This is a genomic window from Bacteroides sp. 3_2_5 (genome assembly GCF_000159855.2).
Lineage (GTDB): Bacteria > Bacteroidota > Bacteroidia > Bacteroidales > Bacteroidaceae > Bacteroides > Bacteroides fragilis.
The window spans coordinates 2,637,893-2,662,822 of sequence record NZ_JH636044.1 but is presented as its reverse complement, the minus strand read 5'-3'; the positions used below and the strand labels follow the sequence as shown (position 1 = coordinate 2,662,822).

The 24,930-nt window shown below is 41.7% G+C and carries 20 protein-coding genes; 4 read left to right on the top strand and 16 right to left on the bottom strand.

Features of this window, described 5'->3' with window-relative positions; genetic code table 11:
• Positions 1-7: 7 nt before the first annotated feature.
• From atpB to purT, 5 genes are all read right to left on the bottom strand, one after another.
• Positions 8-1,159, bottom strand: coding sequence for a F0F1 ATP synthase subunit A (gene atpB / locus BSHG_RS07245; protein WP_005787483.1), 1,152 nt, complete (start codon positions 1,157-1,159; stop codon positions 8-10).
• A complete protein-coding gene (locus BSHG_RS07250) occupies positions 1,143-1,571 on the bottom strand; it encodes a hypothetical protein (protein WP_005787480.1) in 429 nt (142 codons plus the stop codon). The genes atpB and BSHG_RS07250 overlap by 17 nt, the downstream gene beginning before the upstream one ends.
• A 33-nt stretch (positions 1,572-1,604) precedes the next feature.
• The gene (gene atpC, locus BSHG_RS07255; RefSeq protein ID WP_005787478.1) at positions 1,605-1,850 is read right to left on the bottom strand and encodes an ATP synthase F1 subunit epsilon; all 246 of its coding nucleotides are present in this window, start codon (positions 1,848-1,850) and stop codon (positions 1,605-1,607) included.
• Positions 1,851-1,861: 11 nt separating this feature from the next.
• Positions 1,862-3,379: a F0F1 ATP synthase subunit beta gene (gene atpD / locus BSHG_RS07260; protein WP_005787476.1), complete on the bottom strand. Its 1,518-nt coding sequence runs from the start codon at positions 3,377-3,379 to the stop codon at positions 1,862-1,864.
• A 642-nt stretch (positions 3,380-4,021) separates the two neighbouring features.
• The gene (purT, locus tag BSHG_RS07265; RefSeq protein WP_008660128.1) at positions 4,022-5,188 is read right to left on the bottom strand and encodes a formate-dependent phosphoribosylglycinamide formyltransferase; all 1,167 of its coding nucleotides are present in this window, start codon (positions 5,186-5,188) and stop codon (positions 4,022-4,024) included.
• 647 nt (positions 5,189-5,835) lie between these two features.
• On the opposite strand from purT, the gene BSHG_RS07270 reads away from it, so the two are divergent.
• Positions 5,836-6,081 carry an RNA recognition motif domain-containing protein gene (locus BSHG_RS07270; protein ID WP_005787472.1) on the top strand — a complete coding sequence of 82 codons (246 nt, stop codon included), beginning with the start codon at positions 5,836-5,838 and terminating at the stop codon, positions 6,079-6,081.
• A 69-nt stretch (positions 6,082-6,150) separates the two neighbouring features.
• On the opposite strand, the gene BSHG_RS07275 is transcribed toward BSHG_RS07270, so the two are convergent.
• Entirely contained in the window at positions 6,151-7,668 is a 1,518-nt protein-coding gene (locus BSHG_RS07275) for a DUF4301 family protein (protein WP_008660122.1), read from the bottom strand.
• A gap of 107 nt (positions 7,669-7,775) precedes the next feature.
• On the opposite strand from BSHG_RS07275, the gene BSHG_RS07280 reads away from it, so the two are divergent.
• Both BSHG_RS07280 and BSHG_RS07285 read left to right on the top strand, forming a co-directional pair.
• Positions 7,776-9,989, top strand: a complete 2,214-nt coding sequence (locus BSHG_RS07280) for a RelA/SpoT family protein (protein WP_008660120.1) — start codon at positions 7,776-7,778, stop codon at positions 9,987-9,989.
• Between the two features lie 2 nt (positions 9,990-9,991).
• Complete coding sequence (locus BSHG_RS07285) at positions 9,992-10,378, top strand: diacylglycerol kinase family protein (RefSeq protein ID WP_005794207.1); 387 nt, start codon at positions 9,992-9,994, stop codon at positions 10,376-10,378.
• An 88-nt stretch (positions 10,379-10,466) separates the two neighbouring features.
• Here BSHG_RS07285 and BSHG_RS07290 read toward each other — a convergent pair whose 3' ends face one another.
• The 5 genes from BSHG_RS07290 to BSHG_RS07310 form a co-directional block, all read right to left on the bottom strand.
• Positions 10,467-11,633 (bottom strand): MFS transporter, encoded by a 1,167-nt coding sequence (locus tag BSHG_RS07290; protein WP_005803413.1) that lies wholly within the window; start codon positions 11,631-11,633, stop codon positions 10,467-10,469.
• 7 nt (positions 11,634-11,640) lie between these two features.
• On the bottom strand, positions 11,641-12,462 hold the full coding sequence (panB, locus tag BSHG_RS07295; protein ID WP_008660118.1) for a 3-methyl-2-oxobutanoate hydroxymethyltransferase: 822 nt from the start codon (positions 12,460-12,462) through the stop codon (positions 11,641-11,643).
• 91 nt (positions 12,463-12,553) lie between these two features.
• A complete protein-coding gene (locus BSHG_RS07300; RefSeq protein WP_008660114.1) occupies positions 12,554-13,282 on the bottom strand; it encodes an alpha/beta hydrolase in 729 nt (242 codons plus the stop codon).
• A 14-nt stretch (positions 13,283-13,296) separates the two neighbouring features.
• Entirely contained in the window at positions 13,297-14,292 is a 996-nt protein-coding gene (locus tag BSHG_RS07305; RefSeq protein WP_008660112.1) for a quinone-dependent dihydroorotate dehydrogenase, read from the bottom strand.
• 71 nt (positions 14,293-14,363) lie between these two features.
• Positions 14,364-15,026: an HAD family hydrolase gene (locus BSHG_RS07310; protein ID WP_005803409.1), complete on the bottom strand. Its 663-nt coding sequence runs from the start codon at positions 15,024-15,026 to the stop codon at positions 14,364-14,366.
• A 107-nt stretch (positions 15,027-15,133) separates the two neighbouring features.
• On the opposite strand from BSHG_RS07310, the gene BSHG_RS07315 reads away from it, so the two are divergent.
• Complete coding sequence (locus BSHG_RS07315; protein ID WP_008660108.1) at positions 15,134-16,498, top strand: MATE family efflux transporter; 1,365 nt, start codon at positions 15,134-15,136, stop codon at positions 16,496-16,498.
• An 83-nt stretch (positions 16,499-16,581) separates the two neighbouring features.
• On the opposite strand, the gene BSHG_RS07320 is transcribed toward BSHG_RS07315, so the two are convergent.
• From BSHG_RS07320 to BSHG_RS07340, 5 genes are read right to left on the bottom strand one after another with little or no spacing between them, the layout of a single operon-like run.
• Positions 16,582-18,876, bottom strand: coding sequence for an ABC transporter permease (locus tag BSHG_RS07320; protein WP_008660106.1), 2,295 nt, complete (start codon positions 18,874-18,876; stop codon positions 16,582-16,584).
• A gap of 30 nt (positions 18,877-18,906) precedes the next feature.
• Positions 18,907-21,213, bottom strand: coding sequence for an FtsX-like permease family protein (locus BSHG_RS07325; RefSeq protein ID WP_008660104.1), 2,307 nt, complete (start codon positions 21,211-21,213; stop codon positions 18,907-18,909).
• Between the two features lie 16 nt (positions 21,214-21,229).
• On the bottom strand, positions 21,230-21,904 hold the full coding sequence (locus BSHG_RS07330) for an ABC transporter ATP-binding protein (protein ID WP_005794222.1): 675 nt from the start codon (positions 21,902-21,904) through the stop codon (positions 21,230-21,232).
• 15 nt (positions 21,905-21,919) lie between these two features.
• Entirely contained in the window at positions 21,920-24,226 is a 2,307-nt protein-coding gene (locus BSHG_RS07335) for an ABC transporter permease (protein WP_008660101.1), read from the bottom strand.
• A gap of 16 nt (positions 24,227-24,242) precedes the next feature.
• Positions 24,243-24,917, bottom strand: coding sequence for an ABC transporter ATP-binding protein (locus tag BSHG_RS07340; RefSeq protein WP_008660099.1), 675 nt, complete (start codon positions 24,915-24,917; stop codon positions 24,243-24,245).
• Positions 24,918-24,930: the final 13 nt, after the last annotated feature.

Below are 24,930 nucleotides of genomic sequence, written 5' to 3'. Positions count from 1 at the left end.
GTTTATATTATTCTTTTACTTCTTCTTTTTTACCACCTTCCTGGGCCAGTCCGATGAATACAGCAGATAACATCGTGAACACATAAGCCTGAATAAAGGCAACCAATACTTCCAGCAAATTCATAAAAATGTTGAATAATACGGAAGCCACCGTAAGCGAACCATTGATAGCCGGTCCCATGCTTGCCGATATAAATATCAGGCAGGTAAGCACTAACATGGCCATGTGTCCGGACAACATGTTGGCAAACAGACGGATCATCAAGGCAAACGGTTTGGTAAATACACCGAAAAATTCGATAAACGGCATCATGGGTATAGGTACCTTCAGCCACCAGGGAACATCAGGCCAGAAAATATCTTTCCAATAGTGTTTTGTTCCGAATATATTAACAATAACGAATGTGAATAAAGCTAATACCAATGTTATGGCAATATTTCCGGTTACATTCGCTCCTCCGGGAAAGATGGGGATCAGTCCCATAATATTGTTAATGAAAATGAAGAAAAAGGCTGTGAGCAGATAGGGAGCAAACTTTTTATAGTTGGGTCCCACACAACTCTTAATCACATCATCATGAACCATCATAATAAACATCTCCATAAATCCGATAAATCCTCCCGGAGCATATGCACCCTGTTCACGTTTGCGATACCAATGCGCTACACTCAGAATGATGGCCAGCAAAATAGCGCTATTGATAAAGAGAGACAAAGTTACCTTTGTAATGGAAATATCCCACGGACGTACTTCCTCTCCCGTCGCATTACGTTCTACTACTTTCCCCTCATACTTGCTCCCGGCAGGAGCTATATAAAATCCCTCGTATTTGCCGCCATTCTCTTCTAGGCGCGAAGACAGAAAAGCATGCCAACCAGAAGTTTCGCTATACACGATAATCGGCAACGGAATGCAAATTGAAGTTTTTCCTATATTCGTGATATGCCACTCGTAAGAATCTCCAATATGGCCGAACACAATGCCTTTTACATCTACCTGATTAGCTTCCTGATTGATTGTGTCTTTCCCTACAATAATCTCCTGCTGCAAAGTAGCGGTGGTATCACCCGGTACAGGCTCCTGTGCAAAGGTTGTAGCAGGCAACATTCCTCCTATCAAGACAAGCATTCCGGCAACTATGTTACGCAACTGTTTCATATTTTTTTGATTTCTTTTTAAGTTTCTGATTCCACTCGAAAACGAAGAAAAACCAGCTTTCATATATAAGATAGCCCAGATAGAACGCCAGGAACGTCAGCAGAAATTCAATAGCGGAATCGGGCACAGCCACACAATAAATGATTAGTAAGAAAACTGATACAATCATTTTCAATACTTTTGCCACTAAAAAGAGCATCACCATCTTCTCCGGTGCATGACGCCTGCAGGCATCAAACATATAAATATAAAATACACCGAATATATAAAAGTACACCGGTATCAACGGATAACCTCCGAAATAATGTCCGGGTTCCAGATAATGCAAGACCAAGGCTCCCAATCCTCCCCCTACAAGAGTAAGGATGCTGAGATAACCCAGAAAATTGCGTTTTGTGATGCTCATATTCATAGTAAAAACAGATTATTGTGCGGAGATCAAGGCTCAGGATACGCAAACGGAAGCTTCACCATTGCTTAGCTCCACAAAACCGCTGTGAATATCCAGCGTATGCTCTTCGCCATCCGTTGTCGTGTAACTGACTGTCCCTTCTTGCAGGGAAGAAACAATCGGTGCATGCTGCGGCAGAATAGAAAAGACTCCACTGGTGCCCGGAAGGGTAACACTCTTCACTTCACCATTAAAGACCTCTTTTTCCGGCGATACAATATTCAAATGCAGTTCTTTCATGATTCCTTATTTTATTTGTTAGCCTGTTCAAGCAGTTTCTTACCTTTTTCGATAGCTTCTTCAATGGTTCCCACATTCAGAAACGCCGGTTCAGGCAGATAATCTACTTCACCATCCAAAATCATTTTGAATCCTTTTATTGTATCTTCAATGGCCACCATTGCTCCCGGTACTCCGGTAAACTGTTCGGCCACTGTAAATGGTTGAGACAGGAAACGCTGTACCCTGCGCGCACGGTTTACCACCAGACGGTCGGCGTCGGATAACTCCTCCATACCTAAAATAGAGATAATATCCTGTAATTCTTTATTGCGTTGAAGAATCTGCTTCACACGTTGTGCGACATCATAATGCTCTTGACCCACAATGTGCGGATCGAGAATACGAGAAGTAGACTCCAACGGATCCACTGCCGGATAAATACCAAGCTCAGTAATTTTACGACTCAACACAGTCGTTGCATCCAAGTGGGTAAAAGTTGTTGCCGGAGCAGGGTCGGTCAAGTCATCAGCCGGTACGTAAACAGCCTGCACCGAAGTGATAGAACCCGTTTTTGTCGAAGTGATACGTTCTTGCATAGCACCCATTTCGGTAGCCAACGTAGGTTGATAACCTACCGCAGAAGGCATACGCCCCAACAAAGCCGAAACCTCGGAACCCGCCTGAGTGAAACGGAAAATATTATCGATAAAAAACAATATATCTCTCGCTCCCGATTTTGCCCCCATATCCCGGAAAGATTCAGCGACAGTCAATCCTGACAAAGCAACTGAAGCACGTGCTCCGGGAGGTTCGTTCATCTGTCCGAACACCAATGTAGCCTGTGACTTTTCTACCTCATTATAATCCACTTTCGAGAGGTCCCAATGTCCTTTTTCCATGCTTTCTTTGAATGCTTCTCCATAACGGATTACACCCGATTCAATCATCTCACGAAGCAAATCATTACCTTCACGGGTACGCTCTCCCACTCCGGCAAATACGGAAAAACCATTATGCTTCTTGGCAATGTTATTAATGAGCTCCATAATAAGTACAGTTTTACCCACTCCGGCCCCGCCAAACAAACCGATCTTACCTCCTTTTGAATAAGGCTCAAGCAGGTCTATCACCTTAATTCCGGTAAACAGAACTTCCTGTACAGTGGTTAAATCTTCAAATTTGGGAGGATCACGGTGAATAGAATATGCACCGTCGCGATTGAGTTCTTTCATTCCATCGATGGAGTCGCCGACTACGTTCATCAAACGTCCTTTGATCTGTTCGCCTACCGGCATTGTGATAGGACCTCCCGTCGGAAATACCTTCATCCCGCGCTGCAAGCCGTCGGTACTATCCATGGCAACCGTACGTACGGTATTTTCACCAATGTGTTGTTGAACTTCTACAATCAGCTTTTTGCCGTTGTGCCTTTTTATCTCTAATGCGTCGTGGATACTTGGCAATATCAAGTCCGATTCTGTACCTTCAAAATACACATCGACCACAGGGCCAATTACCTGAGAGATATGTCCGATAATCTGTGACATAAGCAATCTTTTTATATATTATTCTTCTAATACTCTAAAACGTTATAGCATGGTAAGTCGCGTTTTTACCAGTTTCACTATTAACATAACGTTCGATATCCGGTTTTGTTCACATAGATAGTTAAACAAACAACTTCGCAAAAGTAGAAACTTTTTTTCCCCGTTGTACCATTTTTCTGTTTTTTCTCTTTAGATAACATTCATTAAACTTATAAAGGTGTGAAAATGAACAACATTAGCACCCTTTTTACTACTATACAAAGCATATTAGAGCCAATACGCTCTATCCTCTGCCCAATCAGAGAATTGATTAAGTTTTCAAGTAGCTGTAGCGTTTTCAGTCAATTAGTCAAATGTTAGATAGTACAACATGCAACGAGTTTTATACAAACAAAGGGAAGTTGCGTTTTAAAGGCATTTTTCGCTCTTTACGCCATGAATAGGATAGAGTATTAACAATTGCAAAAGCGAAGAGAACAAAGGTATAATCAGATAAAAAACAGGGGTGTACCAAGACTCGTATTCACCACAGATTCATACAGATAAAAGTAATCAATAGATTAAGTTCATCCTGTGGTACTTTGTGGTAAACAGGAGTTTCGGCACACCCCACTATGGTTTTTCAACCAATAATCCCGGTATTTAATATACTTCTACTTTATCGGCTATCCGCTTTGCCTTATCACGCAAAGCATCCAGATCCGAACCGTTTGGAGCATAGCAAAGCACTACTCCCATACGCCGATTCACACGTGTATACGGCTTACCAAATATACGCAGATAAGTATCCTCTTCTCCGGTAACTTCCTCCATACCTCTATACTGCGGACGTTCCTGACTGGCAATCGGCGACAGAATAACGGCACTCGCTCCTATTCTTTCTTGTTTTATTCCCGGAATGGGCAACCCCAATACGGCACGTAGGTGAAGTTCAAATTCATTCAGATTTTGTGTTCCGGCCAATGTCACCATTCCCGTATCATGTGGACGTGGAGACAGTTCCGAAAAGTAAACCCCGTTTTCATGGCTCAGGAAAAATTCTACTCCCCACAGTCCTGCACCGGTCAATGCACGAGTTACTTTTTCAGCCATATCTTCTGCTTCCTTCAAGTGTGCAGGATCAATGTGTGCAGGTTGGAAACTTTCCCGATAATCCCCACCCTTTTGTACATGCCCGATAGGCGGACAAAACAGAGTCGGACCATTCTTCTGTGTCACTGTAAGCAAAGTTATCTCACTATCGAATTTGATAAATTCCTCAATGATTAGCTCACGAATATCTCCACGGCTGCCATTACACCCATATTCCCAAGCATGTTCCAACTCGGCAGCGCTCTTGACCAATGACTGCCCTTTACCCGATGAGGACATTAAAGGCTTCACGACACAAGGGAAACCGATTTTCTCAGCGGCTTCCTTCAGTTCTTCCAATGACTTGGCATAATAGTATTTCGCAGTTTTCAGTCCCAGTTCCTTAGCGGCCAAATCACGGATAGCCTTTCGGTTCATTGTGTAATTAACGGCACGTGCACTCGGCACTACCTGAATCCCTTCTTTTTCGAAATCGTATAAACGTTCCGTACGAATGGCTTCAATCTCGGGGACGATAATGTCCGGCCGATGCTTTTTTACAATACGCTCCAGTTCTTCACCGTTCAGCATATCGAATACTTCGCATTCATCAGCAACCTGCATGGCAGGTGCCCCGGCATATGAATCACAAGTAATGATGTGTTGACCTTTACGTTGAGCAGAAATTACAAATTCCTTGCCCAATTCGCCCGATCCGAGTAAAAGTATTTTCTTCATGATTGAATATTTTAAGATATAATGACGCAAAAATACTACTTTTCTTCCAATAAATCCCGAACGAGCTACTAAATGATTACGATAAAAGAGAGAAAAAGGCAATTACATAGAAAAAGATTAACATACCACAGAACAACAAGCTGTTCTTCAAGAACAAAGTCCTCCTTTAAAAGAGAACGGGAACATTACTTAACAGCATATTAATCATGATTATCAAGCACTTACACCGATAGTAAAAAAGAGATTTTACGAAGTTAATATCGTAGTTCCAAGAAGTTAACTTCCTGCAGATACGATATTAACTTCGTATAAATACGTTGTTAACATCGTACATGACAGGATGTTAACTTCGTAAATGTCATAATATAATTTCCAATATTATAACAAATAAGACACATATAGCCAAAGAGAAATGTTAATTTTTGCTCTAATTACACAATAAAGAATATTTAAAAGGATAAAAAGAAGCGGATATGGTGTATTATCCGGAATTAATGCCTTACTTTGCAACATCAAACAATAAGAGGTTTTTATTGGTTTAACTCTCACATGTATTTCCTCAATGTTCGCATTGAGAACTTTCATCTCTGATTTACACTTCCTAAAGCTTTATTGTTATTTTATTAATTTTTTATTTTTGTATATTTATGAATATGTACGTTGGAAATCTTAGCTATAATGTTAAGGAGTCAGATTTGAGACAAGTTATGGAAGAGTATGGAGTAGTAGAATCAGTAAAACTGATCACAGACCGCGAAACAAGAAGATCTAAAGGGTTTGCGTTTGTCGAAATGCCGGAATCTTCAGAAGCAAGCAATGCCATTAAAGAATTGAACGGAGCAGAATATGCCGGTCGTCCGATGGTAGTAAAAGAAGCTTTGCCAAGAAATTGATCTGAAAAGCAATTAAATAATAAAAAGGGGATATTCGCCGTGAATATCCCCTTTTTTATTTTCCTTTGATTACTGATGCTGTTCACGCAACAGGTCGTTCACAGTCTTTACCGGATTGAAAGTGGAAAGTGGAACCTCCACAAATACCGTACTCCAATCGCTCATAGCACCATTCCACAAACCGGGAAGTTCAAGAGCTTTCAGATCCTTACCACTCTTCGACTTATAAGAGATGAAGCCGGTAGCTTTATCCACATATTTCGCCAAATCAAATTTATGACCCTTATAATCACGTACGGCGCAAACCAGATCGACCGGGTTGAAGTGCGTACCCTTTTCAAACATTTCCTTTGCTTCCGGATTATTCATATCGATTTGTGAGCTTTCAAGGATTTGCAGGGAGATAGTTCCATCACTATTATATGCCAGGAACGGACCACCGCCCGGCTCGCCCACGTTCTTCACCATACCACAAACACGCATCGGACGGTTCAATTTATTCTTCAGGTAAATGACCAACTCGGCATCTTCCAGATCTTTTGTTTCAGGATTCTTACAGAAAAGTTTCTTTTGTACAAATTGCAGGATATCCATCACCTGCTCATGTGTATAACGACCACTATCCAATAATTCCAGATATTGAAAAGCTTGCTTCTGGAGAGATACCAGTACACCGGCAATCAGTTTCTTATAAAGCACTGTATCGCCTTTCAATTTATCAGGAACCACATTGTCAATGTTCTTAATAAAAATAACATCCGCATCCAGATCATTCAGATTCTCAATCAGCGCACCATGCCCGCCGGGACGAAACAAAAGCTTACCGTTATCGCGGAATGGCTGGTTTTCCATATCAGCGGCAATTGTATCAGTGCTTGGTTTCTGTTCGGAGAAAGTGATATTATAATCCACGCCATAACGTTTGGCAAAAGCATCGACTTTTTCGGTAACCAATGATTTAAACAGTTCACGGTGCTCGGTAGAGACGGTAAAATGCACATTGACTTTTCCGCTTTTTCCGGCAGCGTACATAGCACCTTCTGCCAAATGTTCCTCAAGCGGGGTACGCGAACCTTCTTCATACTTATGAAACTTAAGTAACCCCTTGGGAAGCGCACCGTAATTCAGTCCCGCTACATTAAGCAATCCTGAAACGACCGCTTTATAATTGCCTTCTGCAATCAGGGTAGGAATACCTTTGCCTTCTGTCCGCACACAAGCCGTATTCAAGTCATCATAAAAAGCAAATCTTTCAATCGATTCAAAAAAAGTTTGTTCGAACTTTGTAGTGGGTTCAGTATAGTCAGCATCCAAAAATTCAAATAGATTCTTGAACATACGGCTGGCAGCACCCGAAGCGGGTACAAACTTCACAATCGTTTTGTCTGAATTGGTATAGGCATCCCATGCTGCAAGATAAGCTTTCTGCTCCTCGGCATCAGGAGCCAAAATGCCTTTTTCTACAGATGCGGCAGCATCTAACTTCAAATAAGGAGAGCCTTTTTGGAAGCAAGCCAACTGCTCAGCGATTTGTACTTCCGAAATGCCCTTTTTGGCAAGCAATTCTTTGTCTTCAGGTGTTATCATACTATCTAATTTTATTAATTCATGCCCAAAAATACAAAAAAAGGAAGAGGACACCCTACAAAACCCGGAAAAAAACTATCTTTACCGACGATAAATTTGAGCTGCTTATGGAAAGAGATGAATTCTTTACGAAAGAAGAGAGAGAATTATTGTTCTCACTATACAAAAAACTACTGCGTCTCACCGGAGAAACCTTACAAAAAGGAGATTGCAGAAAGCTGAAAAAGCATCTTATCGACTCCACTCAAAACAATACGATGCAGAGGGACAGTTTTGGGCTGAATCCTGTTATCAAAGATATGCAGACTGCTGTAATCGTGGCTGAAGAAATCGGCATGAAACGGGCATCTATTTTAGGCATTATGCTACACACGCCTGTACGTTGCCACTCTTATACAATAGAATACATTCAACAGGAGTATGGTGAAGATGTGGCCGGAATTATCCGGGGATTAATCAAGATCAATGACCTTTATGATAAGAGTCCGACCATAGAATCGGAGAATTTCCGCAATCTGCTACTGTCTTTTGCCGAAGATATGCGGGTAATTCTGATCATGATTGCCGACCGTGTAAACGTGATGCGACAAATGAAAGATGCCGAAAATGACGAGGCCCGCAGACGGGTGGCCAATGAAGCAGCCTATCTGTATGCTCCGCTAGCCCACAAACTGGGATTGTATAAGCTGAAATCGGAACTGGAAGATTTGTCACTAAAATATACCGAACATGACATCTATTACCATATCAAGGAAAAGCTGAACGAGACGAAAAAGTCACGTGACCGTTATATTGCCAACTTCATTGCTCCGATACAACAGAAATTGGAGGAAGCAGGACTGCATTTCCACATGAAAGGACGTACCAAGTCCATTCATTCCATCTATCAGAAAATGAAGAAACAGAAATGCCAGTTCGAAAACGTATATGACTTGTTTGCTATCCGTATCATCCTGGAATCTCAGTTTGAAAAAGAGAAGCAGGAATGTTGGCAGGCATATTCCATAGTGACGGATATGTATCAACCTAACCCCAAACGTCTGCGTGACTGGCTGTCGGTTCCCAAAAGTAACGGTTACGAGTCATTACACATCACTGTTATGGGGCCCGAAGGCAAATGGGTTGAAGTACAGATTCGTACGGAGCGTATGGACGATATTGCCGAGCGCGGATTGGCAGCTCATTGGAGATATAAAGGCGTGAAGGGTGAAAGCGGACTGGACGAATGGCTGACTTCAATACGTGAAGCACTGGAAAATACGGAGAACGACCTGGAAATGATGGACCAGTTCAAACTGGATCTGTATGAAGACGAAGTATTCGTATTTACACCGAAGGGAGACCTTTTTAAACTGGGCAAAGGGGCTACCGTACTTGATTTTGCTTTCCACATTCACAGCAAATTGGGATGTAAATGTATCGGAGCAAAAGTAAACGGTAAAAATGTACAGTTAAGACAAAAGCTGAATAGCGGGGATCAGGTAGAGATTATGACATCGAACACACAGACTCCGAAACAAGACTGGCTGAACATTGTCACTACTTCAAAAGCCCGTACTAAGATTCGTCAGGCCCTCAAGGAGATGGTAGCGCGTCAGCACGATTTTGCCAAAGAGACCCTGGAACGCAAGTTCAAGAACCGGAAGATGGAATACGATGAAGCTGTGATGATGCGCTTAATCAAACGCTTGGGATTCAAGAACGTGACAGAGTTTTATCAGAAGATTGCCGATGAGGTACTCGACATAAACGATATTCTGGATAAATACATCGAACAACAAAAGCGGGACAGCGAACGTGATGAGGTGACCTATCGCAGTGCAGAAGAATACAACCTGCAAAACCAGATAGACGAAACAACAGTCACTAAAGAAGATGTACTCGTTATTGACCAAAACCTGAAAGGATTGGATTTCAAACTCGCCAAATGTTGTAATCCCATATACGGAGACGATGTATTCGGGTTTGTCACAGTATCCGGAGGTATCAAGATACACCGAAATGATTGCCCCAATGCAGGACAGATGCGCGAACGCTTCGGCTATCGGATCGTAAAAGCACGCTGGGCCGGTAAATCGGAAGGTACTCAATACCCAATAACACTCCGCGTTGTGGGTCATGATGATATCGGTATTGTAACAAATATCACTTCGATCATCTCAAAAGAAAATGGTATCTCGCTACGTTCTATCGGTATCGATTCGAACGACGGCCTTTTCTCGGGTACATTGACCATTATGGTAAGTGATACCGGACGTCTGGAAGCGCTGATCAAGAAGTTGCGCACAGTAAAAGGAGTAAAACAGGTTAGCAGAAATTAAGAATGGAAAAATTCAGCACCAGAAAAAGAATACGGAGCTTCGGATATGCCTGGAAAGGTATCCGAAGTTTTGTAAGCAAAGAACATAATGCCTGGATACATTGCACGGCAATTATTATAGTAACAGTGGCCGGATTCTGTTTCGGCATCACCCGGAACGAATGGATAGCTATCATACTTTGTTTTGGAGTAGTACTGGCAGCAGAGGGATTCAACACGGCTATAGAAAGATTGGTCAATCTTGTATCTCCGGAACGTAATCCGATAGCAGGTGATGTGAAAGATATCGCAGCGGGTTCCGTTCTGATATGTGCTATAGTTGCTGCCATTGTAGGAATTATCATCTTCATGCCTTATGTACTTGCTGTTTTACTGTGTAATATGGGATAAATGATACATTAAAAAAAGCGGACTCCGTATATTATGCTACAATTCGTTGCAAATATACGGAGTCCGCTTTTTATAATGTATATCACATTTATCTTACCTTCTTCCTTTTAAAATAAGGATACGTAAGTAAAACGAAGAATGCCAAAGACACGATTGCCGATAACAATCCGACCCGATAAACGGCCTGTTCATTAGCCGTAAGATGTAAATGACACGCAGATGCAATACCCAATCCGACTCCAAGTTCCCATGCAAGTAGATGAGTGGTATTAGCCGTGCCGCGCTGGCAGTGTTGCGACAATTTGACAAACATCATAAGAAACTCCGGAGTGACCAAGCCGAGTCCTAAACCCATCAAAACAGCTGCCGGAGCATTCCAGCTTGTTTCAGGAGAGAACAGCATAGCCATCGATCCGATTACTGTCACCAGCCCGACAACTATCTGCAACCACATTTTATTATCATAGCGGAAAAACAATTTCACAATTAATACTGATAAGAGAAATCCGCATCCGACCAAAGCAAAAAAAGGTACTGTCTCGCCTCCTACCGGCACATCACTCGGCGCACCGGCAAGCACAGGAAGCATCAATCCCGGTATAAAAGCAATCAATATTAAATTGAATGCCGGAATAAGTCCCCGGGGAAGCAGGAATCGGTCCATGGAACAAACTTTCATCCCGATAGGTGCACGAAAGGGAACATATACCCTTGACACAGATAATATTCCCAACGCTCCCAACGCCACAGCAACATATAGCAAAGTCTCAAAGCCATGTGTCCGAAACAAATATACTCCCAAAGCCGCTCCGATAATCATCCCCAAGCGTGCAGCCCAGGAAAAGACCACATTACCTGCGCTGCGAAAAGTGGAATTGGTGATATCGATGGCCAATGTGATGCCTGCCGTGGCAGCCATTCCAAAGGATACTCCCTGCACAATGCAAAGCATCAACAGATGTGTTGCGTTCTGCACCAACGTATAACCGGCTGTTGCTGCAACCATTACCCCAAACGAAAGCATACATATATATTTCCGCTTGTAAACATCGACCAAATAGGCATGGAACGGGCCGATAAAAAACATTGCAAGCGTAAAAAATATAAATATGACTCCCGTCTGACTGACAGGCACGCCTAAACGTGAAGCCATCATCACCGGGAGTACAGGGTACAACAAATACAGGGATATGAACAACAATAAATTAGCAAGGCATATCCGCATAAAATGCAATGTCCATAATTTAGTCGCCATACGACAATTAATATTGTTCTTTCTCGTTCGGGAAGTCGCAGTTCTTTACATCTGAAACATAGTGACTGATAGCATCGGTCATTACCGTATAAAGATCGGCATAACGACGGAGGAAGCGCGGGCGGAAACCGTTATTCATACCCAACATATCCTGAATTACCAATACCTGTCCGTCTACATCTCCACCGGCACCGATACCGATCACCGGAATGGTCAGTTCGCTTGCGACACGTGATGCCAATGCTGCAGGAATCTTTTCAAGAACAAGTCCGAAACATCCGGCCTCCTCAAGTAAATGTGCATCACGAATCAATTTCTCTGCTTCGGCATCATCCTTGGCACGAACCGTGTATGTACCATATTTATTGATAGATTGTGGCATCAGTCCAAGATGTCCCATCACGGGGATACCGGCACTCAGAATACGTTTCACAGTATCTATAACCTCTTCACCCCCTTCCAGTTTCAATGCATCGGCATGACTCTCCTTCATTATGCGGATAGCTGAAGCAAGCCCTTCCATTTCATTACCCTGATAAGAGCCAAAAGGCATATCCACTACTACCATTGCACGCTTTACACCACGTACAACCGATTTTCCATGATAGATCATCTGATCCAGGGTAATAGGAAGTGTAGTCACATTACCTGCCATCACATTCGATGCGGAATCGCCTACAAGAATTACATCGATACCGGCACCGTCGACAATCTGTGCCATTGTGTAGTCATACGATGTAAGCATAGATATTTTTTCGCCTCTTTGCTTCATTTCGATTAGGCGATGAGTCGTCACTTTTCTTGTGTCATCTGATATATAACCAGCCATATCCAATCTTTTTAAATTAAAAATCGGGCGCAAAGGTATAACTTTTAATTCATACCATACAAGTAAAAGTGAATAAATTAGCGGATCTACATTAAAAGGTCAGCAACCATTTTTGTAGTTCATCAGTCCATAACTTCTTATATATGAAACTGTCACGAAATCCGAAGCTATGTCCGCCTTCCGGATAAATATGCAGTCCGGCAGAGACTCCATGTTTCAATAATGCTGTATAATAGACAATACTGTTGAGAGGAGATACGGCCTGATCATCTTCGGCCAAAACGATGAATGTAGGAGGAGTATCGGCTGTGACGTGAAGTTCAAGGGATAGTGTTTCTTTCAAACCTTCGGAGATAGTTTCTCCCAACATACGTTCGCGTGAAGGCCAATGAGTCAGCCTGTCGGTCATGCTGATAACGGGATAAAGCAATACTTGAAAGTCGGGCCGGTCTGTTCCGGTATAAAGAGTTGCGGCAGTAGCAGCGATATAGCCTCCGATAGAAGCTCCCATAACACCCAGTTGATGGATTCCCCACTCTGCCGACTGACGGCGGATCAGGCGAATCGCTTCACGAATATCCTCACGAATCACTTCAACATCACCGTGAGGCATGCGATAATTCAGTACGGCGTATGTGATGCCCTGATTATTAAACCACGCAGCAAAATCATGTCCTTCATGATCTGAAGCTATCTGATTGAACCCGCCACCGGGACACATAATAATGGCTTTACCTCTTGGCTTGCGAACCGGATAAACCCAAAGGACAGCCGAAGAAGCATCTTTTCCTAACGAATATTCGATAAAACTCTGTTCCATAACTTTATTCCTTATCATTTAATTTCCTGAATCATTTTTTTCACTATACCCGGCCCTTCATAAATAAACGAAGAATAGATTTGTATCAGATTGGCCCCCGCATCCAACATCCTACGGGCATCAGCGGGAGTAATGATTCCGCCTGCCCCTACTATCAGAAGGCTTTTTCCGGCATGGGCACGCAAATAGCTGACGGCTTTTAATGACCTCTCCCCTATCCCGCGTCCACTGATTCCACCGGAGCCGATCTTCTGTAATTGTGCAGGTGAATAACCTTTTAAGCAACTCCGCTCCATGGTAGGTCCGGTAGCTATCACTCCATCTACCCGGTACAGACGAGTACAGTCGATCACATCATCCATTCCTTCTTCTGTGATATCGGCAGGAAGTTTGAGTAGCAACGGAACATGTATGTTTTGCTCCACACGAAAAGCTGCCAACCCCTGGAGCACCTGTTTCATCAGAGCAACATCCACAGATCCCCAATTAAGTGTGAAATAACCGACATGAGGATGTAACTCCTTATACAGACGCAAAAAGTCTGCCACCGCTTGCTCTCCTTCCGAAGAGGGATTCTTATTTATATTTACACCTAAAACATACGAACCGCTTTTCTGTTCAAGACGGCGTTTAATAACATCCAATCCGGGATTATTGAAGCCCGTACGGGAAATTAAAGATTCACACTGAGGCAAGCGAAAAATACGCGGACGGGGATTTCCATCCTGAGAATCGGGAGTTACAGTACCTACTTCGATAAATCCGAAACCATAATCGGCCAATTCATCAAAAATTTCGGCTCCTTTATCGAAACCGGCCGACAGACCGATACGGTTTCGAAAAGTAAGATGATTCCATATCAACTGTTTGTCGGAACAAGTATAAAGGTGACGTATCCAGCATCTGCACCATGGCAAATGCCGGTAACATTTGAGGCAGGAAACCAACAAGGCATGTACCTTTTCGGGTTCCATCAGAAATAAAACAGGACGAATCGTTTGCTTATACATGGCTTTCTCTCTTTTTAAATACCATGCAAAGCTAAGGGATTCTTCCCTGAGATGCTATTCAATCTTTCTTATCAGATATAACGTGAAGTTATAGTCAGCAGTTTTTCGTAAGTCATCCCTCTGAAATCGTCTATTACATAGTCTGCCTTGTCGGCAATGGCTTCGCGTGAATTCGTAGTTGCCAATCCGACAACAATGGCTCCGGATGATCTACCGGCCTGCAAACCATGAAATGAATCTTCGAACACATACGAATCTTTTGAATCGGAACCGAAAATTGTCATTCCCAACAAGAAACATTCAGGATCAGGCTTAGAACGCTTAAAACGCTCTGCAGTCAATATTTCATCAAAAAGGGATTTAAACTCGGGATGGGCATGATAAACATTCTCCATTTTTGCCGTATTGGAACTGGTAACCAAAGCTATTTTCACACCATGCCGACGCAGATCTGCTATAAACTCAACTATTCCGGGAACATAGTCATAATTCATTTTTATTTCAAAACGGTTCAATGCCTCGGTGATATCCCGCTGTTTTTCCGGTTCTCCCGCAAAGTATTTATCATAAATCTGTACCAGTGTCTGGCCCTTAACCTTAGAACCAAAGTTTTCATCATTTACATACTTTTGCCCCATTTCATTCCAGAAAACGGTATATTGCCCTTCTGTATCGACAATTACACCATCACAATCGAATAATGCCGTTATTTTCTTTGTTGCATCCATAAACATTCTTTTACCTGTTTGTTAAACTCTGTGGGCAAAGTTCAGAAGAATCATCGAATCAGGCAAATTATTTGTACCTTTGCTGCACTTAAAAATATGTAACGCTTCACTATATGGCACAACAAACCGATCCCCGCATACTGGGTACAGAACCTATTGGCAAACTTCTGTTACAATATTCCATCCCGGCCATTATCGGAATGACTATTACGTCACTTTATAATATCATCGACAGTATTTTCATCGGGCACGGTGTCGGTCCCATGGCTATCTCCGGACTGGCGATCACCTTCCCGCTAATGAATCTGGTCGTAGCGTTCTGTGTACTGATTTCGGCAGGTGGAGCTACCATTTCATCCATACGCCTGGGACAAAAAGACATTAAGGGTGCGACCGATGTTCTGGGAAATACATTGATGCTTTGCCTGACGAATGCAGTACTGTTCGGCGGACTGGCTTATCTGTTTCTGGACCCGATATTGTTTTTCTTCGGTGCCAGTACCGGTACACTTCCCTATGCCCGTGATTTTATGCAAGTGATTCTCTTGGGAACCCCCATCACTTATACCATGATAGGGTTGAACAACGTGATGCGTGCTACGGGATATCCGAAAAAGGCCATGTTGACATCCCTGGTGACAGTTATTGCCAATGTCATCATCGCTCCTATCTTCATTTTCCATTTCGGCTGGGGGATTCGGGGAGCTGCTATGGCTACAGTCCTGTCACAGTTTATCGGAATGATATGGGTAGTAAATCACTTCCGTAACAAAGAGAGTTTTGTCCATTTCATGCCGGGTTTCTGGAAAATGAAGAAACGCATCATCGGCAGTATCTTCTCCATAGGAATGTCTCCTTTTGCCATGAATGTTACGGCATGTATCATTGTCATACTCATTAATAATAGTTTGCAAAAATACGGTGGCGATATGGCTATCGGTGCCTATGGTATCATTAATCGCCTGCTGATGCTGTATGTAATGGTGGTAATGGGGTTGACTATGGGAATGCAGCCCATCGTCGGATACAATTATGGTGCACAGAAGATTGACCGTGTAAAGCATACGCTCCGTCTCGGTATCATTGTCGGTGTATTGATAACGAGTAGCGGTTTCATTATCTGTGAACTTTTTCCGCACACAGTTTCGGCCATCTTTACCGATAGCGATGAATTGATTGACATGGCATCGTCCGGGCTGCGCATTTGCACGCTGATGTTCCCGTTTGTAGGTGCACAAATCGTTATATCAAATTTCTTCCAGAGTATAGGAATGGCTAAGATCAGTATTTTTCTGTCACTTTCGCGCCAGTTAGTATACCTGCTCCCGGGATTACTTCTGCTTCCACCCTTATATGGTGTAAAGGGGGTATGGATCAGCATGCCTGTCTCTGACGGATTGGCTTTTGTAACAGCGGTAGTGATTTTGATGGTGTATATCAAGAAAGTAAAAGAGAAAACATCCGGACAGAAGCTATAAACCGGTGAAACAGAGACTTGATACAGACAAAAGAAAGGCCCGGTTTCGCTGAAACCGGGCCTTTCTTTCATGGAATTGAAACATTACTCAGACTTGATGCTGTTCACCGGATTTTCATTAGCTATATGCCAGGATCTCCCTATAATGAAAACAAAGATAAAGGCCAATAAACAAATAGCTGTCACTACATACCAACCTGCATAAACACAGATTGTATCTTCAAATTGACTTATCCACAACTGACTCATGTAGTAAGCTCCGTATGTACCGATGGCAACCGAGAGAATTGCAACCCAGAAGATATCTTTAGATAATAAAAAGAGAATAGATCTGGCTTCGGCACCATTTATTTTACGAATAGCTATCTCTTTGCTACGCCGACGGACTTCATCATTTATATAACCAATCAATCCCATCAGAGTGATAAACAGTATCGTTATAAAAGCCAAAAAAGTGGCGTCACGAAAAATTATTGTGGGCCGATAGTATCGTTCTAAATCCTGTTCTAAAGACCTAAACTCTATATCCTCTTGCGGATATATCTTTTTCATTTCATTATTCAGTCTATGCAAGTTCTCTGTAAAAGGTTCCTTGAGACGAACATGGACATTCCTCAAATTAGTACCATATTCAATTTCCAAAGGTTCATCATCAGCCGGAAGCACACCACAACAAAAAGGAGCAAGCACGCCAACCACCGTACCTCGATTAGGAACTATCTCGCCAACCCCACTACCCTTCCAGCCCATCTTCTCTACATATGGCTGATTAACCAGAAACTGCCTTTCACCTGTAAAATTACGCCCGGCCTTGATATGAAGTCCCAACAATGGAACAAAGTCTTTGTCGAATGCCGCACAACGAGGAGTGAAAAGAAGTTTTCCACCTTCATCAGTTACCTCCCGATTCCCAAACCAGGTCATACTTCCACGAATAGAAGCTACCCCCTCCACATAAGGTAAAGATTTCAGGTTATTACGTGCGTTATCAGGTTCAGCAAAATCATGCTTACAAGATGCAACACCCTTCGGCTGATATCCCATATCCCTATTTATAATGTAGTGACACTGAAGATATGCCACACACATCAATCCAAAGATAAAAGCCACCCCTGCAAATTCAATAAACAACAATATCCTTTTCCATCCCCTATTCTTTTTAATATAGGGATGGAAGACCTGAGTAACGGGAATCAAAGAAAATACTTTTCCGGGCAATATGCCTCCAATAACAAACAGAAAAGTAACTACCGATAATGGAGCCCATAAATTATGCCAGGTAAAAAGAGATGATAAGGGTACCTCTGCCAATTCTTCGATCTTTTCCTGAAATTGGAATAGAAATATGATCATAAGCACCAGGGAAACACCGATAATCAAAGCCGTTTCATATATAAACATAGAAAATATAGCCTTATCGGATGCACCGTTACACTTATGAATTCCAATTCCTTTGGCACGCTGAGAAAGTGAGGAAACAAAAATAAGCACATAGTTCATGGTGGCCGCAAAAAGAATGGCGAATCCTAACAAAGATAATATGAGAATCGTCCTTTTCACATCTGAATGTTCCAGGTGAATAGTCCGCAAAGGAACCACAAACATATGTAAGTGCATATTCATGTCTGAGGGAATATGTTTTGCAATTACTTTATCAATGTCAGTATTAATAACATCAGCACTCCTTTCTCCATCTTTTAAACGAATAAAGGCATTGTAATTACCACCACTCGTCCAGCCAGGACGTCCCCAACCATATTTACTATGACTGGCAAAAGACAGGACGGCTTCGTGACGTTCCAACGATACATTATACGGAAGATCGGCAAATACTCCTTTTACCAAAGCTTCTACGGGAGTGCCCCAAACCATCATATGCAAAGTCTTTCCAATAGGATTTTCTTCACCGAATGCTTCTCGTGCAACCGACTGTGATAAAAAGAGCACATCAGGATTGGTCAAATCATTCGGATTACCACTAATGACCTCAATTCCCATAGTACGGAAATAAAGGGAGTCTGATAAAATAAAAGATTTATTCATCTTCCGATTACCTATTTTGAAAATAGCTTCAAAAGATATACTTGAGCAAACCGCACTTTCCACCTCCTTCGGAAACTCCTCAGCAACTGTCGATGCTATCGGTATTAATGTATATGATCCTGCATTTCCTTTGATCACTCCATCCTTAATCCATTCCGTCTTTACAATGTAAAGGTTGTCCACATCCTGAAAACAGTTATCATAGCTCAGTTCGAAAGCTACCCGAGAAAATAAAATGATAGATACCAATAATCCCAACGACAATGAGATCACCTTAATGACACAACTTCTACGATCGCGAATTAATGTCTGAATGGTATAATGGAATTGTTTCATTGTTTTGTCTTTTTACATATTAAATCATCACTATTCGTTCTTGATACTGTTCACCGGATTCTCATTAGCCACATTCCAGGACCTCCCGATGACACTTCCCATGATCAACAACAAGATAATTATGATCACGACAAGAAAATGTCCCCCATTGACTGATATTCGGTCAGAAAACTGTTCCAGCCATTTATTACTTACAATATACGCAAATACTATTCCGACCAGAACAGCACTTAGTGCCGTCCAGAAAATATTCCCGGAAACCAAACGAAGAATATCCGGTACTTCGGCACCGTTCACTTTACGAATGGCAATTTCTTTGCTACGACGTTGAATTTCATCATTTACAAAGCCGAACAGTCCCATCAAAGCAATCAACAGGATAGCAATAGAAGCTATAATCACGACATTACGGAAACGGCGGACCTCTTGATATTGCTTATCAATCTCCTGACGGGCAGAACGGAATACAATATCTACTGTCGGAAAAGCCTCTTTCATCAATGTGTTAATCTTAGCCAGGTTCTCACCAAAAGGTTCTTTCAAAATAATATTCCGTTTATTAAGCACATTCATCCATTCCAAATTACTCATCAGTGCTACAGGAGCCTGTGGCATGTACGCACTTTGTACAACATAGTCTTTCACAACTCCGACAATCGTACCAAAGTTATTTTTGCCATCTTCCAGATTCTTACCGATGGGACTATCCGTCCAACCAATTTGACGAACCATCTCTTCATTAATCAAGATCTCTTTATCTTGCTGGATATTCCTGCCTTTTATAATCTGAAGTCCCATAACCGGAACATAATGTTCATCAACAAATTCGATACGTCCCATAAATTCCTTCCCATGTGCATCTGTGTAAGGTTGCCCCATGTAACCACCATAAATAATCGTACTTGCATTACAAAACTCCTCAACTATGGGCAGTCCTCGGAGAATACCATCCATTTTATCAATTTCTCTATATGGCGACCACCCAACTGCCAAATTATCAACCTTATATCCCATGTCACGAGTCATCACCTGATGATACTGTAAAAGAATAACCATCAACAGGCCTAAAATAAATGCAATTCCCGCAAACTGTATAAAAAGCAATGATCGCTTCCAGACAAAACGATGTGCAGTAAAACGATGGAAAACTTGTGTCACAGGAATAGCGGCAAACAACTTGCCCGGAAATAGTCCGATGACCAGAAATAAAACCAAAGAAACCAAAATCGGTACCCACAGAGTTTGCCATGTAAATAAAGCCTTTAATGAAGCTCCGGAAAGATCTTCTATCTCCAACTTAAAAGTGAATAACAGGACTGTCACGAACAATAAAGAAAGCAATATCAATAGTGCTGATTCATACAGAAACATACGATAGATATGCCCATCAGAAGCACCATTACACTTATGTATGCCAACAGACTTAGCTCGTTGAGCCAATGATGAAACAGAAATCAAGACATTATTCATGCCGGCAACCAACAAGATGGCAAATCCGAGTATTGAAAGAATCATAACTATTTTACGAGATTCCGGTTTTTGCAAATGATACTGTGAAGGAGTCATAAACGAATACTCCTCTGATTGGCCCTTATAGTTGTGTATATACTTTTTCAGCATTTCAGGCATACGTACCTCCACTTTCTCTCTTTCATCGGGATGGCGGAAACGAACCATACAATGATAACTGGAATCATATCCCCAGCCACCACGTTCAGAACCATATTGCTTAGATCGGGTATCGAAGGAATAAACTCCGTCAAAATGAAATTCGGTATTTTCCGGAATATCCTCAAAAACTCCTTGCACAGTCAACGGATAATCAATTTCAATATTGATTGTTTTTCCGATCGGATTTGCGTCTGCAAACAAACGCCGGGCAAGTGAACAGGAGATAAAAATAACATCCACTCTGTCGAGTTGGGAAACATCGCCGAGTAAGACTTTAATACCTAAAGTAGAAAAAACGTGACTTTTAGAGGTTGCTAAGATTACATGTTCCATCTTCTTACCCTCATGATAGAGAGGACTCTGGCTAAAGAGATCAAGCACGGTCGCATCTTCTACTTCATCTGGGAAATTTTCGCGAATGGCCTCTGCTAACTTACCATAGTTATCGATATTCGGCTCTTTTTTTATCCCATCCGAAATACCCGTACGTAAAGTTATACACAAATTCTCCGGTTCCGAATAATAACTATCATAATTCAGCTCGAATGCAACGCGAGCAAACAGCAGAATTCCTACCAGCAATCCCAGTGTCAGTGAAATTACTTTAATTATATTACTTCCACGTCCCCGTAGTAATGTTTGAATGGTATAGTAGAGTTGTTTCATTATGTTTTTTTATTGGTTAAGCTTTCACACTGGCCACTATGCTACCATCGAACAGATGTATCGTACGATGTGCAAACGAAGCATCGTGCTGAGAGTGCGTAACCATAATTATCGTTGTACCTTCGCGATTCAGCTCTGTCAACAGATTCATCACTTCCGCACCATTTTTAGAATCAAGATTTCCCGTAGGCTCATCGGCAAGAATCAGTTTTGGATTGGTAACCACAGCGCGGGCTATGGCCACACGTTGTTGTTGTCCACCCGAAAGCTGTTGGGGAAAGTGTTTGGCACGATGGCTAATATTCATCCGATGAAGAATATTGTCTACCATCCGGCGGCGTTCCGAAGCCTTGATATTTAAATAAGTAAGCGGAAGTTCCACATTTTCATAAACATTCAATTCATCTATCAGATTGAAACTTTGGAATACAAACCCCAACTTCCCTTTACGCACACGGGTACGTTCCTTTTCATGAAGATCGGCTACCTCCTGTCCTATGAGTTTATAAGAACCCTCCGTAGGATTATCCAGAAGTCCCAGGATATTGAGTAAAGTAGATTTTCCACAACCGGAAGGCCCCATAATGGCCACAAATTCACCTTCTTCTACATTCAAGCTTACATGATTTAACGCTACGGTTTCTACTTCTGAAGTACGAAACACTTTACTAATGTCATTAATTTCTATCATAATCATTATTTTTAATTACTCGTTCTTAATACTGTTTACCGGATTTTCGTTAGCAATGCGCCAAGATTCTCCGGTGACACTTCCTAAAATCAATAATAATATTAATAAGAGAAGCAAAAGAAAATGCCCTGCGTTGAGATTGATCTGATCGGTAAATTGTTCCACCCATTTATGTCCGACGACATAGGCTAAAGCGATTCCAACAAAGATAGCCGGTAAAGCAATCCAGAAAATATTATGATTCAAAAGATTAATAATATTTCCCGACTCAGCCCCATTCACCTTACGAATGGCAATTTCTTTACTGCGCCGTTGTACTTCATCATTCACAAATCCGAATAACCCCATCAATACGATTACTACAATCGAAACGGAAGCTACAATCACAATATTGCGGAAACGGCGTACTACCTGATACAGATTATCGACCTCCTGACGAGCAGAACGGAACTGAATATCCTCCGTAGGAAATGTTTCTTTCATCAAAGCCCTGATTCTAGAAAGATTCTCTTTAAATGGTTCTTTCAAAATCAGATTCCGTTTATTGGCTTCCCATCTCCTTTCCAAGCTATTCACCAATGCCACAGAGGCTTGTGGCTGATATGCACTTTGTGCTACATAATCTTTGACTACTCCAACCACAGTCCCCCATTCATAGTTATCTTCCATCAGTTTCCGTCCTATAGGCGAATCAGTCCAACCTACTTGCCGTAGCAATTCTTCATTTACCAGTACTTCACCATCCTGATGAACGTTACGACCCTGCAAAATCTGCAATCCTAAAATCGGGACGTAATGCTCATCTATAAAATCGATACACCCCATAAAACGTTTTCCGTTAATATCAGTAAAAGATTGTCTTGTATGACCATTATAGATAAATGAAGCACTATTACAAGATGCTTCAATAAAAGGCAATCCCCGGAGAATGCCATCTATTTTATCCATTGAATCAAATGGCCCCCACCCTATAACTAAATTATCTATTTTATAGCCCATACTTCGATTCATGACTTGATTGTACTGTAAAAGAATGATCATTAGCAATCCCAATATGAAAGCAACTCCTGTAAATTGTACAAACAACAACGGATATTTCCAGGAAGCACGATACCCGGTAAAACGATGGAAAACTTGTGTCACAGGGATGGAAGAGAAAAGCTTTCCCGGAAGCAAGCCAATCAGTAAAAATAAAAAAATGGTTACTAATGCAGGAACCCATAGGGTACGCCATGTAAACAGGGTTGCTAATAAGGCACCAGACAAGTCTTCTATTTCCGGTTTAAAATAGAGCAGAAGGACTATAACCCCCAAAAGAGAAACGAGAATCAATAATGCCGATTCCCATAAGAACATACGATATATATGTCCGGTTGAAGCTCCGCTGCATTTATGCACTCCTACTGATTTGGCCCGCTGTGGCAAGGAAGAAATAGAAATAAGTACATTATTCATCCCGGCAATCAGCAAAATAGCAAATCCGAGAATCGATAGAATACTGATAATTTTACGTGATTCCTTTTTCTGCAAATGAAACTGTGAAGGAGTTATAAACGAAAATTCTTCAAACCAGTCTTTATTATACTGTATATACTTCTTCATCATATCAGGCATACGTGCCGCCACTTTCTCTACATCTTCCGGATGGCGAAAACGAACCATACATGTATAGCTGATATCACCCCGCCATCCACCACGTTCATCTCTGAATCTATTAGCACGAGTCACAAATGAATAGACCCCATCAAACCGAAACTCGGCATTTTCCGGAATATCTTCGAAAACACCTCGAACAGTCAATGGATAATCAATATTAATCATTACTGTCTTTCCAATAGGATCGGCATCTGCAAAAAGACTTTGAGCAAGAGAACGGGATATAAACAATGCATCCATATTATCCAATTCAGACACATTTCCGGAAAGTACTTTAACGCCCAAAGTGGAAAAAATATGGCTTCGGGAAGTAGCCAGTATTGCATCTTTCTTTTCCTGGCCTTCATGGTAAAGCGAACTGCGACTAAATAAGTCAATCAAAGTTGCATCTTCCACTTCATCAGGAAAATTTTCACGAATTGCTGCTGGAAGTTTTCCGTAATTACTACAAACAGGCTCTTTCTTTTCACCTTGCGAAACAACTGTACGTAAAGTTAGAAAAAGATTTTCCGGTTCTTGATAATAGCTATCATAGTTTAATTCAAATGCTACGCGGGAAAAAAGTAATATTCCGACGAATAGTCCCAAAGTCAGTGAAACTATCTTGATCATATTGTTTCCCTGCCCTCGTAGCAATGTCTGAATAGTATAATAAAATTGTTTCATCATATCTGCCGTTAAGTTAAGCTTTCACACTGGCGACAATACTTCCATCAAAAAGATGCACTGTGCGATGAGCGAATGAAGCGTCATGTTGTGAGTGAGTCACCATAATTATAGTTGTTCCTTCATGGTTGAGTTCCGTCAGCAGATTCATTACTTCAGCACCGTTTTTAGAGTCGAGATTGCCCGTAGGTTCGTCGGCCAAGATCAGCTTCGGGTTAGTAACCACCGCCCGCGCAATAGCTACACGCTGTTGTTGACCACCCGAAAGCTGTTGGGGAAAATGTTTGGCACGATGACTGATGTTCATCCGATGAAGTATATTATTTACCATCTGACGACGTTCTGAAGCTTTTATACCCAGATAAGTAAGCGGAAGCTCTACATTCTCATACACATTCAGTTCGTCTATCAGATTAAAACTTTGGAACACAAATCCTAATTTACCCTTACGAACACGGGTACGTTCCTTTTCATGAAGAATAGCTACTTCCTGTCCCATAAGTTTATAAGAACCTTCTGTAGGATTATCAAGAAGACCCAAAATATTGAGAAGTGTAGATTTACCACAACCGGAAGGTCCCATAATGGCTACAAATTCACCTTCTTCTACATTCAGACTAACATGATTCAACGCTACTGTTTCTACTTCTGAAGTGCGGAACACTTTACTAATGTCACTAATCTGTATCATCATCATTTCTATT